Here is a 12217-nt window from a genome sequence, read left to right on the forward strand (position 1 = left end):
ATCTACAGGAAATAAATTATCCCTTAAAAGTGAATTTTTTAACAAAACTTTATGCTTTTAACAGGAGGTCTATCAGCAGTTCAGAATAAAAGGTTACGAAAATTTTCTGTTCGCCAACGTAAAAAAAGTAAACATTTGTAGCATCATTTGGGCGCTCTTTTCTAAAAGTTATGTCCTTCTCTTCCGAATTTACCACCTGACACTCTATAGTTCTGGAAGTCAGATCAATTGAAAAATGGGCATGAATTTCCATTCCAAAGAAATCTGTTTCAATGATATTTCCCGTATTTTCAATATGGTAAAAGTAAAGATCGGATGTGGGAATCATTTTCATATAATCCTCCAAAGCGGTTTTGGAATCCAGGAAATGTATCGCGATATATTCCTCAGCGGCTATTTTAATTTTAGAATCTACCATCAATCCTGTGATTTCGCTTTCTTGTCCGGATTCAATGGGATAAAATATTGTATAGGTGCTAAAATCCGCAAAAGGGAAGGCTGGATTATTCGGAACAATATTTTTTATATCCTTATAATATTCTTGAGACACGAGTCCTTTTTCTTCTTTTTTATTTTCAAAATTTCCTTTGGTATAATACTCAGGAAAAGTAAAACGGTTGTCGATATAGCTTTCTACGTCTCCTGTACTGTTGAAATTAACCGTTATATATTTTTGTCCTAAAAGAGGAGTTACATTCATATATAATGTCTTTTTTCCTGAGATCAATTCTTTGGATTGAGCATTGTATATTACTTTAGAAACTACTCTGTAAAAATTGTCGTACACCACTGTCCCTGAAAATTCAGCTTTTTTCCCATCCCAATAATTCCTGGTCATAAAATCATAGAGAATATAATTGTTCGCGATTCTTTTGTTGTAATAAATTTCATCAGAATTATCAACAAAATTCTCCAGATCCGGTACGTTTTCAAGATCATCGTAATAAGTTGCCCTTCTTATATGATATTCATCGTTCTTTAAAGCTTTATGTGAATGGGCCTTATAAGAAATTCGTTTTAACAGATGGCCATTTTGATAGGTTTCTTCCGAGTATTCATACTGTTCTTTTGCCTCGTTTTCAGGAATAATTTCATCCAGATGATTTTTGTAAACAGTTTTAGTTATCGGTATATCTTCCGGAATTTCGGGGTAAGCAAAGAGGAAGTATTTTCCATATTTCGATTCAAAAAATCCATCCTGGTGCATTTCTTCCACACTGTAGAACTCATTATCCCAACAATCATGCAAAGTAACTCCTTCAGTGATAAGCTTTCCCGTTTCATCATATTTCAATTCAGCTGTAGCAGAACCTCTGATTGTTGAGAAATAAGCGTATTTAGAAGTTGTAATAACATTTTCGCTAACTGGATCTATTTTCTGATTAAAAGAACATTCTCCCAAAGCATCGGTAACCACTATTTCCTGATCACACAAAATGTTTTCTTTAAATGTTTCTATTCTCCATTTTTTGAAACCATTCTTTTCTTGTATGAGATAATATACCTCTACCAAAATATCGTTATCATGCTTTTGAACTTTAAACAAAGACTGTTCTTCCATAAAATAAGTCCTTTTTTTTATTTTAAGGAGTCTGAAACTGTCTGTCCTGCGAAGTATATTATTGGTATAGACCTTCTTGCTAAATTCTCTTTCAAAAAATGCCTGCTGCAGGTTGATTTCTTCATCTTCATTAAATGAAAAATAACGTACGGTTTCAAATTCAGGATCTTCTCCCGAAGGAAAAAATGGTGAAAACTTCAAATAATATGTTGGGTTGAGAGAACTGTTGTTTTCTGCTAAAACCTGATCGAGATAGCTGATGAATTTCTCTTTTTCAAGATAAGGTCTCCTGGTTCTAAAGTAATCTATTTCGCGATAGTCTCCGTCTTTCAGGTACAGATATTTTGTCATCTGCACTCCGTTAAGCTGATCAACTTTATATGATGCTATTTTCCTCCTGTTAAAATCATTGATATACATTTCCTCTTTTGCAAGAAGGAGATTAGTATATTTTTTGTCATGAACCCATTGATATTCACCTTTATTCTTAATACGAATGATCTGAACACTTCTGAGAAAAATATTCTCAAATAGAATTTCTTCATCTGAAGTTTTTTCGTCTTCGGAGGGATATAAAGTGATCGAATCTACTTTATTCCTGTTCCAGACTTCTGTTTTTTTCAATACCTCATTTTCGTAAATATGCTTAAAATAGGATTTATGGTTATGAAGCTCATTTTCTTCCAGTACTGTTTTCTTATCTCTTTTAGTGTATATAACTTTTGTTTTCATGAGATTTTAAAAGTAGTGAAGAAAATTCATATTTTCAAATGGTATTAAAAAATAATTTACTATTATTTCTGATTAAATTTTATTTCAATAATCAAACTTAATCCATTAAAATGTATATATTTGCAAAATAAAAATACTTGACAACTCAAATATAAATCAATGATAAGTTCTGAATTATTACTCTTAATGAATATCAATAAGCTTCAATCTGTCATCTCAAGAAAGTTTGATGCTTTGAGTGTGCATGGGCTTGGGCTCAATGATTTTATCATTCTTTATATTCTGAATACGTCTACTGAGAGCAAGATGCGCAGAATAGACCTTGCAGAAAAGATAGGAATTACGGCCTCCGGGGTAACCCGATTATTGAATCCTCTGGAAAAAATAGGGTTAGTAGGAAGAGAAACCAATGACAGGGATGCGAGAGTAAGTTACGTGGTCATTACTCCCAACGGAAAAAAGATTTTTGAAGAAGCCATGCTCAGTGCGGAAAATATTACTAAAGACATTTTAGCCCCTAAAAAGAATAAATCTCTCCGTACTGTAAGTGATTTCTTATTTGAGTTAGGGGGAAATATACAATGATTATGATATGAAAAATGCATTAAAACAACAATTAAGAGAGAAAGCAAAAAACCATACTGTTACCATGGGCGTTCTGTCTTTAAAGAATAACAGCAACGGAAAACAATACATCCAAAGTTCATTGAACCTGGAAGCTCTTGTGAACAGGATACAATTTGAATTAAGCAGTGGGCTGTTCAATAATACAGCCCTGCAAAAAGACTGGACAGCATCCGGAAGTGAAGCTTTTACTTTTGAATTTGTAACGATTATACCCAAGCAGGAAAATTCGTTCATCAATTATCGTAAAGAAATACAAAAGGCTGAAAAGGCCTATGCTTCTGAGGTAAATACTGAGTTATACTAAAAATTATGTCAACACATTATCTCTCCCCAACTTTTGAAGCAGGAAAACATCTTTTTTTGAAAGATATACAAGGTCCCATCATTAATATGAACCTTATCAAACTCAAGAAAGAAGCAGATTACTCTCAATATCCGGATCTTCAACCATCGGAAAAAACCAGTGGTTGGGATGCTTATTTTACATACATCAGAGAAACTGAACCTTTTTTAAAAGAAAGCGGCGGCGAAATTATATTTATAGGAAAAGGAGATCAGTTTCTAATTGGTCCCGAGAATGAATATTGGGATATCTGTATGCTCATTAAACAGAAAAGCGTTAACGATTTTTTCAGTTTTGAAAAGAATGAAGCCTACATGAAAATCGTAGGCCACAGAATTGCGGCGATTGAAGACTCCAGGCTTTTGCCATTGGAAGAAATACTGTCATACAAAAAATAAAAGCAAATGAAAACAGTAAGAATCGGAGATGTAGAAATCTGTTACGAGATATTTGGAGAAGAAAATCCAGAGACTATTGTTTTGATTGCTGGATTGGGAAGCCAGATGATTCGTTGGGAAGATCCATTCTGCCAATTGTTGGTGGATAAAGGCTTCAGAGTAATTCGTTTTGATAACAGAGATTCCGGATCGTCTGTCTATATTCCTGGAGAAGAAATTCATCTTACCGGAAATATTCAGGGCTATTTTTCTACGCTGAAACCTGAAGATATCCCCTATTCTCTAATGGATATGGCAAAAGATGCGATTGGACTATTGGATCATTTGCAGATTGAAAAGGCTCATTTTGTTGGGCGTTCTATGGGAGGAATTATTGCTCAATTGCTAGGTTCTTACTTCCCGGAACGGGTTTTATCACTCACAATCATAATGTCAACCTCTTTACATCCAGCTTTGCCTTCAGCCGACCCAGAAGTCATGGAAATGATGATGAAACCTTCAGCCAATCCCATAACAGAAAGAGAAAAGTATTTTGCTGAAAAAATTTCTTTTGCCCAAAGAATATCGGGCAATGGGTATCCATTTGATCAAAACCTGGAAATTACACTAATAGAGGAAGAACTCAGTCGCTCCAAAACTAAAAATGGTATTATCAGACAGCTTTTGGCAATAGGTTCTCATTCATATAATCCGGAAGTTCTGAAAAAAATACAGGCACCGGTTCTGGTGATTCATGGAACGGATGATCCTATTTTTCATCCAGAATGTGGGAAAGATATTGCCGATACGATTCCAAATGCTGAATTTGTTTTGCTTGAAGGAATGGGACATTCTATTCCTAAGGAACTTTTCGGTGAGATTAGTGAGTTTATTCTCGGCCCAAAAGAGTAAAAATATTATATCGACTTCATACATTCGGTATATTATGACCGAAACTATTAATTCCCTGAACCATTTCAATTTTAAATATAAAGGAGACTATTTCAATACTGAAACAGTCTCCTTTTCATTGACCTGATTGGGGAATATTAATAATTATTCAGACACCAATGCAGAATTTTGGCTATGTTTTTAGCATCATCTACTCCTCTGTGATGGGTACCTTCCAGTGTGAATCCCAGTTCGCCTAACGCTCTGTTCATTCCCACACTTTTTCTGATGCCCGGATGAAGTTCTCCAAATAACGTTTTTACGTTGATATGATCATCACTCATCGGATAGTCCAGGTAGAATCTATCGCCTTGATTCTGAAGCATATTCAGGTCATAGTTTCCGTAGCTTGCCCATGTAAGATCTTCGGAATCATATTCGGCTCTTAGAATATCAAAAGCATCTTCCAGTAAAACGCCCTCATTATCCAGCATATTTTGTGTTAAAGTAGTAAGTTCTGTACAAAACGGGCTTACTTTTGAATACTGAGGTTTTACCAAAATACCTTCATTTTTAGAGATCTTACCGGTCCTGGCATTCATAATGCACACACCGATCTCAATGATCTCACTTTCCTGACCTCTTGGCGGCCGGTTGTCCCAGCACGTTGCTTCAAGGTCTACTATTAATATATTATCTGTTGTTTTCACTTGTTTTGATTTGTTAATAATTTGAATTGTTTTAATCAGCTCAATATTGTATTTAAAATTTTGGCTGTATTGTAAGCATCGTCTGCTCCACTGTGGTGATTTCCTTCAAAATCCATATTCAGATAGTCTAAAGCTCTTTTCAATCCTATGGATTTATAGAGTCTGAAATGATCTTTAAATTCATACATCACATTCAGGTACTGTCCTGAAAATGGACTTTCTATTCCCAGCCAGTCACACTGTTCAATGATCTGTTCCCTGTCAAAATTTCCATATCCGGCCCATGTCAGCGGCAGAGCATTATATTCGTCCCTGATTTTTTCGCAGGCTTCTTCAAAATAGATTCCTTTTTCTTCGATCAGCTGTGGAGTAATTCCTGTAAGTTTTGTACAGAATCTGTTGATTTCCGATCTTTCAGGAATTACATAGATGCTTTGTTTCTGGGAAATTGCTTTTGATGTTAAGTTTAACTTGCAAATTCCTATTTCTATAATGTCGACCTTCTGTCCTATGGGAATTCTCTCATTCTCCCAGCAGGTAGCTTCCAGATCAACAATTATTATTTCATTTGTTGTTGTCATGATTTTCCTGTATTCATGTAAAAGGTATGAATGATAAGATAGCTGAGGTCATGATATAAGCTTTTCCAATCCATCCCTCTTCCACTCTCCAACCTTTATCATCACTCTCTTGGTCCAAAAGGCGGGGTCCATTTTTTCTGCTTCATGATCTCTTTTACTTCTTCGTAAGAAATCGGGTAGAAATTATGACAGTCTACCCCTACATCAAAACTCAGCGCCATTTCATCATCCGGCAAAAGTTCCGTGTGAATGGCCGTATAATTGCCATATGCCGCGGTGAGAGCCATTCCAGGTACGCATAGCGTAATGGAAAAGAATGATTTTCTGTTTACCGTTCTTATTGTCCGGTTCATCAATCTTCAGTTCGTGGTAATCTCTGATGGAAGCAAATCGTTTAGGATAGGTAAGAGCTGCACCTTCATGGTTTCCTTTTATTAAATGGATATTACCATTCAGTCTATCAAGGATTTCCTTTGTAAAATCGGGTTTACCTAAGCTGAGATCTCCTAAATGGTAGACGGTATCACCGGGTCCTACCTTTTCGTTCCATCTTTTGATCAGTTCTTCATTCATATGCTCCAAAGATTCAAAGGGTCTTTCGGAGAATTTTATAATATTTTCATGACCAAAATGATGGTCTGCTGTAAAAAATATATTAGGTTTCATTTTTTTTTAATTAATTTTTTTTAAATGCTTTATAAAAAGCGGTTTCTATTTCCTGTTGATCACTTTCCGTATATCTTCTTGAAAAGTGAATCGGGATGGCTTGTTTTACCTGACAGTCATTCATTATTTTTCCTGAGGCGGAGGCAAAGCTGTGATAATTCAGATTTGCAAATTCCTGGTCGGTATCTTTGTAGAAGGTTTCGATATAGACAAGATCGGCTCCTTCAAAAACGGTTTTTATTTTTCGATAATTGTCTTCTATAGCGGCATGATCCATAATAACTCCCAGTTTATATCCTGGATTTCTCGTCAGCAAATGAAAGAGATCAGCAGCTTTATGCATTTTTTCTTCAATTTCTATTTCTCTATCTGCGTTATTGTTTTCAAAAGCCGTTTTCAGTTCACCAATCCATTTTCCTTTTTTGAATGTGGAAGCATTTTCATGAAATGTTACTGAGTCTTTTTCTTTGAAAAGATAGGCAACAGAATCTGTTTTATGATCCAGAATCGTACACTCAACGGTTACATATTCATCTTCAAAAAGGAAATCCTGAGTTGTCACTGATTCGAGATTCCAAAAAGGGGGACGAATTCTATACACATGTATTTCTTTTTCTGAAATGATTTCCCGGATCTCATATTCGATTGCGTTTTCGTCTATTAAATTCCAGGTGTAAGATTTTAGTCTGGCTTCAGCCTGATGATGAATATTTTTCGGACCACAAATCACAATTTTTTCTCCACTTCCGATCTGGTGTTTGAAAATTCCGTCAAAATTTGAAAAATGATCAATATGAGTATGACTGATAAACAGCGCTGATATGGTCTGAGTCTCTTTCACTGTTAATAAGCTTGCTTCGCCACAATCACACAGATAATGCTTTCCTGAGTTGGGAACTTTGATCAATATGCTGATGTCTTCTTTTAAAAGACTTTTTATTTCTGCCTGTAACATTTTTTCTTTTTTTAAAACACTCTAACCACCCCGTCAAAAATTCTTTGATTTTTTGCCAACCCTCCAAAGGAGAGGAATTTCTGCACCGTCGATTGTATATTTATTATTGAAAATCTTAAGTCTACTTTTTAAACTTATTTACAGTCTAAAAATAACGAAAGTGTTCATTTTTTGTGGTTGAGTTTATCCATAAAAAAGTTTCGATAAAATGAATTACCGAAACTTAATTTCTATTTTAAACAATAGGTTCTTTTATCGCTTTTCTACGTACACCAAAATCAGATTTCCTGATCTTACACATACGGTTATCTGCTGTATGATGAAAAACAATACCTTCCATATTATTCTCAGGATTACTCAAAAAGTTTTTGATCCACTCAAAATCCAAACTTTCTAAACTAAGAATATTATGGCCATGTTTTACTAGTAAATGACCTTTAATATTTTCAGGATTGCCTTGTACTTTCTCACCGATAAGCTCGTACGTACCATCTTCTACCTTGCCAGATGCAGCCAAAGCATTGAAACCTTCCCAGAAGTATTGATCATCTTTTTTCGACATACTACACTCTACCCAATGCGGATGATGGCCTGTAATAAGGTCTGCTTCCTGACACGAAATTGCACCTTCAGGAGCAGTTTTCCCTTTTTTGGCATCGTATCTTTTGAATAATTTACCGTTGATCACTGCGCATGCAGAACCATCAAACTTTTGTGTAGCAATAGCTTTTCCATCAAAAACCCAATTGTTTTCAGGATTAATTTCGTTAATAACTCTTCCTAAATTATGTATATCTTTTTTGAATAATGTACTTATCTTTTTCATTTTTACTTTTTTTAGCGGCAAAAGCTCTTCATTCATCGGTATTGTTACCTCTGCTCTGCTTTTGCTGAGATTAATTCTTCTTTAACAATGTCTATCACTAAAGAATTCAACTTTTTGTTGATTCTCTTATGCTCTTCTTTCTCAATAACGGTGAAAGCAGCTGGGAAATCTTTTTCAAAATCCTCTAAAATGTCCTGTGCAAACAGACCAATCACTTTTCCTACCATTTTAGGTTCAAACTCACCTATTTTGCTCAAAACGTTATTCAAACGGTTTACAGTTGCATACTTCTGGATTTCGTCCCAGGTATTCTGAGCTGTTTCACTGAAGTGGATCTGTTTTTGAACGGTTTTATTCTGTTTTCTCACCACTTTGGACTTTTCGATCCATTTTTCATTCTTGTTTTTAAGAATAACTCTGGCTCCGTTTCCAAAATAACGGGTTTTCAAAGTCTTGATAATGGTTCCCTCACACATATTGTTCAATTCCGGTAATTCTAACCAGGTTGGAATTTTAGAATTGAAAACATTCGGAAATTTCAAAGCTTCATCTAATGTTCCCTGAAATAGGGTTTTCGCATAGAAAAATCCGGTTTCTTCGAAAATTGGGTTGATGATATCGGTATCCAGATAGGTAGCTCCATTCAACTTAATATCGAAGGCATAAAATTCGTTGTAAGGTGCATATTCGATACCTTTTTGCACTTTTACAGCACCTTCTACAGGTTCTACTTCTTTATGTTTGTAGCCGCCACCGAATAATTCACCATAGATCACAACAGTTTCAACATCCGGATACAACGCTTTCACTTTTTGAAATACTTCTATTACATTTTTTCTATAGCGTTCCAAAATCTGATGGGCATTGAAAAATTTCTCATCTTTTTCGATGAAAGCTGTTCTTTTTGCTATTTTAATCTCCTTTCCATTGGTAAAGAAAGAGAAGTTAGCTCCATGAACTTTTTCCTGTACGATGAAAACCTCATCCCCAAACCCCTGTTGCCTGATCTGATCGATTACCCGGGCCTGATAAGCATTTTCTATAGCGTTATATGTTTTGAAAATCATTTTTTAGTTTTTAATAGTTTTTGAAATTCTTTAAAAGGCTTTCAATGTTTTTCTTTCCTACAGGATTCATGGAATGGCAATAGAATTTGGGTAAGTCTAAATAGTTCTCCATACAATATTCTACCAGCCATTTTGCACAATCGTAACCTGTTTTTTCAACATATTCGTTGGAGGCCTTTATATAATGTTCGTCTGCAAGATCATGGTCAAAAGAGATCATTTCTGGAAGTCCTTTTTTCAAAATCCTGTTGACAAACTGTTCAAAATTCCGAACAATATGCCAGTCATTTCTGAGGAAAATGTCCTGTTTCGTATAATGATAAGCCTCAATAGGATATCTTATATCATCCAGAAACAATAATCTTTTTGTAAGTTCCATGGGTTATTTTTTTAAAACATGGTACAGTAATTTTGCTGTGTTCATGGCATCATCTGCACCCTTATGAGCTGTTCCTTCAAATTCTATATTTCTTCATCTTCTTCAATCCATTCTAAAACGGTATCTAAGAAATGTAATCTTACTTCTTCAAACCTTGTAATATTAGGGATATGGTTTATTTCCAATAAGTGTTTTGTACCGTCTTTCTGTACAATATAATCATTGGCAATTACGCTCATTCCCAGCTTTTCTTTTAAAGTAAGTGTATCTTCCAAAAGATCAGAATCAATCTCCATAAATTCGGCATTATCAGGATGAATAGATTTCAGCCAGGTATTTCCTTCCAGCTTTATCTGCCAGGATTTTTCACCAATATTTAAAATTCTTACCGCATCTCCCTTAAAATAAGGTTCTAATACTGCATTTTCTGCACTTTCCCAACTTCCTGTAAACTTATGTTTGTTTTCGCCACAATGCCAGTTTCCCCATTTTGCTACCATTTCATTTTCAGCATTGATATAAGCTCCTTTAGAAATAAATCCTCGGGGAGAATTAAATTTGGAATATTTCATCGCTTTTACCAGACAAGGAATTTTGAGTCTGCAATCCAGCATTCCATGAGCATCAGGAAAGCAAGGGCCATTCCATAAAGCTAATCCAGCCATAAAATCCAGATCTTCTTCAAAGATGCCGTGATAAATGACTTTATCTACGGGAAGCATTCCTACTCCCTGCGCTTTTTCCACATATAATGTTCCATCTGTTACCTTTATTTTCGGAATCGACTGATGCCAGATAATCAATCCTTCAAAATGTTCCCGTATGTATTGATATTCATTTTCGTGTAAGCCGATAACAGCTATTCTATTATGAGTCATGTTGTTAATTTTTTTAATTGGAAAAGTAGATATTCAAAGCTTTGATCACACTTTTCACGTTAGTATTAGGATAAAATCCAGAACTGTTGATACAGTTTATTTCTACAATTTTCCAGCCTTCATCGGTTAAACAGATATCCATTACAAAAGCTTTTTCAAGGTTGTAAAGCTGAATCATATCTTTAGCGAAATTCAACCCTTCTTCTGAAACTTTTTCTTCAAAAGGAGTATTATCATTAAATTTATAATAGCCTCCATCGATAATTTGTCCATCTACAATCCAGAGCCTGGCTTCTTTTAAGGTATATTTTGCTTCTGAAACCTGAACTAAAGATTGTTCTGTAATTCTGTTAGAATGATTTTCCAAGGCTTCAAAAACAAAGTCTTTCCATTCTGTTTCCGTGAATACTTTTCCGGTAAAAATCTTCGCCTCATTGTAAGGTTTGATGAATTTTTTCTCATCCGCTACCCAACTTAGCTCTTCCGAAATCTTAAGCACAGAAATCCTGTGATTCAGTAGATTTTCACCATAAAATTGAGAATACACTTCATACAGATGATTGCCTCCATAAAAAGAACCGGGAAACCAATGTGTATTTTGCTTAGCCAGCCTTGCAATCGTCACTGAACCATATACGAAAACATCTTTTCGATCTGTTTCGAAATCTATTTTTTCTGCAGATGGCGGAAGATTAATGACCTTATAGTCAATATTCAATTCTTCCAGAGCTTCAAAAATTTTGTAATGATCGGGGTCTAAATATACATTAGCCTGAACTAAAAAAAACATGGTTATTGGTTTGTTTATTTTTACTTACTTTTCACAATATGAGATAGTTCCAGTTTTGTATCTTCAGGAAACCCTGAAAGTCCTGGGATATCATTATATTCCAAAATTATTTTTTCTCCGCTTTTTGTTTCCAGTAAATCTATGGCTACGATATCGGCATTTATATGTTGTTGTAAGAGCTTTATTTTTTGAATCCATTCATCTTCCGGTTCTATGATTTGGTATTCCTGAGTCATAGAATTGGCTTTCCAATATTTCCCTCTTCTTTTCATAGCCCAAACTCTATCATCGATGGCCAGATATCGAATATCACATTGGTAATCAATGAATTTCTCAACTGTCACATAATCCTGATGAATAAACAGTAAATCTTTCAATTCTTCCCACTGTTCTTCTGTGGAGACTAAACTTTTACCGTATCCACCATGATGATTTCCAACTTTAACCACGAAAGGAAATGTCATTTCCAGATTTTTCAGTTGGATGGTTGTAGTTGCTACATTAAATTCAATAACAGGTAATCCCAATTTTTTCAATGTATTCAGCATCGACAATCTGTCATATCCTTTTAATAATGTTGAAGCTGAATTTACACATGGAACTCCTGAATATTCAATCAGTTCCAAAACATTTCTGTGTTTTGCTTCAGGGTTTACCGCACCCAATCTCCAGAAAACAATATCCGGTTTGCAGACTCCATCTGCATCTATTACATACAAAGAAGAGTCTTTGACAATAAACTCCGAGGTTTGGATCTTCTTCTGAACCACCTCATAGCCTGCAAAATAATCTTGCCAGTATTTTTCCCCGTTAATGATTAAAATTGTTTTCATG

The 12217-nt window shown here is 35.0% G+C and carries 16 protein-coding genes; 4 read left to right on the top strand and 12 right to left on the bottom strand.

What is annotated here, in order from left to right; all coding sequences use genetic code 11:
* Nucleotides 1–49 precede the first annotated feature (49 nt).
* On the bottom strand, nt 50–2293 hold the full coding sequence (locus tag ACQ76T_RS21030) for a hypothetical protein (RefSeq protein WP_431345190.1): 2244 nt from the start codon (nt 2291–2293) through the stop codon (nt 50–52).
* 159 nt (nt 2294–2452) lie between these two features.
* On the opposite strand from ACQ76T_RS21030, the gene ACQ76T_RS21035 reads away from it, so the two are divergent.
* The 4 genes from ACQ76T_RS21035 to ACQ76T_RS21050 are packed head-to-tail and all read left to right on the top strand — an operon-like array spanning nt 2453 to nt 4552.
* Nucleotides 2453–2878 (top strand): MarR family winged helix-turn-helix transcriptional regulator, encoded by a 426-nt coding sequence (locus ACQ76T_RS21035; protein WP_431345191.1) that lies wholly within the window; start codon nt 2453–2455, stop codon nt 2876–2878.
* Between the two features lie 7 nt (nt 2879–2885).
* Nucleotides 2886–3224: a GIY-YIG nuclease family protein gene (locus ACQ76T_RS21040; RefSeq protein ID WP_431345192.1), complete on the top strand. Its 339-nt coding sequence runs from the start codon at nt 2886–2888 to the stop codon at nt 3222–3224.
* Nucleotides 3225–3229: 5 nt separating this feature from the next.
* Entirely contained in the window at nt 3230–3661 is a 432-nt protein-coding gene (locus tag ACQ76T_RS21045) for a DUF1330 domain-containing protein (protein WP_431345193.1), read from the top strand.
* Between the two features lie 6 nt (nt 3662–3667).
* Nucleotides 3668–4552, top strand: a complete 885-nt coding sequence (locus ACQ76T_RS21050) for an alpha/beta fold hydrolase (RefSeq protein WP_431345194.1) — start codon at nt 3668–3670, stop codon at nt 4550–4552.
* Between the two features lie 137 nt (nt 4553–4689).
* Here ACQ76T_RS21050 and ACQ76T_RS21055 read toward each other — a convergent pair whose 3' ends face one another.
* From ACQ76T_RS21055 to ACQ76T_RS21105, 11 genes are all read right to left on the bottom strand, one after another.
* The gene (locus tag ACQ76T_RS21055; RefSeq protein WP_431345195.1) at nt 4690–5241 is read right to left on the bottom strand and encodes an exonuclease domain-containing protein; all 552 of its coding nucleotides are present in this window, start codon (nt 5239–5241) and stop codon (nt 4690–4692) included.
* A gap of 35 nt (nt 5242–5276) precedes the next feature.
* Nucleotides 5277–5822, bottom strand: a complete 546-nt coding sequence (locus ACQ76T_RS21060; protein WP_431345196.1) for an exonuclease domain-containing protein — start codon at nt 5820–5822, stop codon at nt 5277–5279.
* A gap of 101 nt (nt 5823–5923) precedes the next feature.
* On the bottom strand, nt 5924–6058 hold the full coding sequence (locus tag ACQ76T_RS21065; protein WP_431345197.1) for a hypothetical protein: 135 nt from the start codon (nt 6056–6058) through the stop codon (nt 5924–5926).
* A complete protein-coding gene (locus ACQ76T_RS21070) occupies nt 6048–6488 on the bottom strand; it encodes a metallophosphoesterase (RefSeq protein ID WP_431345198.1) in 441 nt (146 codons plus the stop codon). Before ACQ76T_RS21070 ends, ACQ76T_RS21065 begins: the two co-directional genes overlap by 11 nt.
* A 10-nt stretch (nt 6489–6498) precedes the next feature.
* The gene (locus ACQ76T_RS21075; protein ID WP_431345199.1) at nt 6499–7443 is read right to left on the bottom strand and encodes a peptidase; all 945 of its coding nucleotides are present in this window, start codon (nt 7441–7443) and stop codon (nt 6499–6501) included.
* A 235-nt stretch (nt 7444–7678) separates the two neighbouring features.
* A complete protein-coding gene (locus ACQ76T_RS21080) occupies nt 7679–8269 on the bottom strand; it encodes a DUF5565 family protein (RefSeq protein WP_431345200.1) in 591 nt (196 codons plus the stop codon).
* 44 nt (nt 8270–8313) lie between these two features.
* Nucleotides 8314–9336 (bottom strand): RNA ligase, Rnl2 family, encoded by a 1023-nt coding sequence (locus ACQ76T_RS21085; RefSeq protein WP_431345201.1) that lies wholly within the window; start codon nt 9334–9336, stop codon nt 8314–8316.
* 10 nt (nt 9337–9346) lie between these two features.
* The gene (locus ACQ76T_RS21090) at nt 9347–9715 is read right to left on the bottom strand and encodes a cyclic-phosphate processing receiver domain-containing protein (RefSeq protein ID WP_431345202.1); all 369 of its coding nucleotides are present in this window, start codon (nt 9713–9715) and stop codon (nt 9347–9349) included.
* Between the two features lie 83 nt (nt 9716–9798).
* Nucleotides 9799–10593, bottom strand: coding sequence for a hypothetical protein (locus tag ACQ76T_RS21095; RefSeq protein WP_431345203.1), 795 nt, complete (start codon nt 10591–10593; stop codon nt 9799–9801).
* A 13-nt stretch (nt 10594–10606) separates the two neighbouring features.
* Nucleotides 10607–11383: an ATP-grasp domain-containing protein gene (locus ACQ76T_RS21100; protein ID WP_431345204.1), complete on the bottom strand. Its 777-nt coding sequence runs from the start codon at nt 11381–11383 to the stop codon at nt 10607–10609.
* Between the two features lie 20 nt (nt 11384–11403).
* Nucleotides 11404–12216 (bottom strand): ATP-grasp domain-containing protein, encoded by an 813-nt coding sequence (locus ACQ76T_RS21105; protein WP_431345205.1) that lies wholly within the window; start codon nt 12214–12216, stop codon nt 11404–11406.
* Nucleotide 12217: the final 1 nt, after the last annotated feature.

It is taken from the genome of Chryseobacterium sp. JK1, assembly GCF_050632815.1.
Taxonomy (GTDB): Bacteria; Bacteroidota; Bacteroidia; order Flavobacteriales; family Weeksellaceae; genus Chryseobacterium.

What these genes read in the sequence shown, in the direction of transcription:
- ACQ76T_RS21030 (WP_431345190.1), bottom strand. Translation starts at nt 2,293, where the DNA reads ATGAAAACAAAAGTTATATACACTAAAAGAGATAAGAAAACAGTACTG.
- ACQ76T_RS21035 (WP_431345191.1), top strand. Translation starts at nt 2,453, where the DNA reads ATGATAAGTTCTGAATTATTACTCTTAATGAATATCAATAAGCTTCAA.
- ACQ76T_RS21040 (WP_431345192.1), top strand. Translation starts at nt 2,886, where the DNA reads ATGAAAAATGCATTAAAACAACAATTAAGAGAGAAAGCAAAAAACCAT.
- ACQ76T_RS21045 (WP_431345193.1), top strand. Translation starts at nt 3,230, where the DNA reads ATGTCAACACATTATCTCTCCCCAACTTTTGAAGCAGGAAAACATCTT.
- ACQ76T_RS21050 (WP_431345194.1), top strand. Translation starts at nt 3,668, where the DNA reads ATGAAAACAGTAAGAATCGGAGATGTAGAAATCTGTTACGAGATATTT.
- ACQ76T_RS21060 (WP_431345196.1), bottom strand. Translation starts at nt 5,822, where the DNA reads ATGACAACAACAAATGAAATAATAATTGTTGATCTGGAAGCTACCTGC.
- ACQ76T_RS21070 (WP_431345198.1), bottom strand. Translation starts at nt 6,488, where the DNA reads ATGAAACCTAATATATTTTTTACAGCAGACCATCATTTTGGTCATGAA.
- ACQ76T_RS21075 (WP_431345199.1), bottom strand. Translation starts at nt 7,443, where the DNA reads ATGTTACAGGCAGAAATAAAAAGTCTTTTAAAAGAAGACATCAGCATA.
- ACQ76T_RS21080 (WP_431345200.1), bottom strand. Translation starts at nt 8,269, where the DNA reads ATGAAAAAGATAAGTACATTATTCAAAAAAGATATACATAATTTAGGA.
- ACQ76T_RS21085 (WP_431345201.1), bottom strand. Translation starts at nt 9,336, where the DNA reads ATGATTTTCAAAACATATAACGCTATAGAAAATGCTTATCAGGCCCGG.
- ACQ76T_RS21090 (WP_431345202.1), bottom strand. Translation starts at nt 9,715, where the DNA reads ATGGAACTTACAAAAAGATTATTGTTTCTGGATGATATAAGATATCCT.
- ACQ76T_RS21095 (WP_431345203.1), bottom strand. Translation starts at nt 10,593, where the DNA reads ATGACTCATAATAGAATAGCTGTTATCGGCTTACACGAAAATGAATAT.
- ACQ76T_RS21100 (WP_431345204.1), bottom strand. Translation starts at nt 11,383, where the DNA reads ATGTTTTTTTTAGTTCAGGCTAATGTATATTTAGACCCCGATCATTAC.
- ACQ76T_RS21105 (WP_431345205.1), bottom strand. Translation starts at nt 12,216, where the DNA reads ATGAAAACAATTTTAATCATTAACGGGGAAAAATACTGGCAAGATTAT.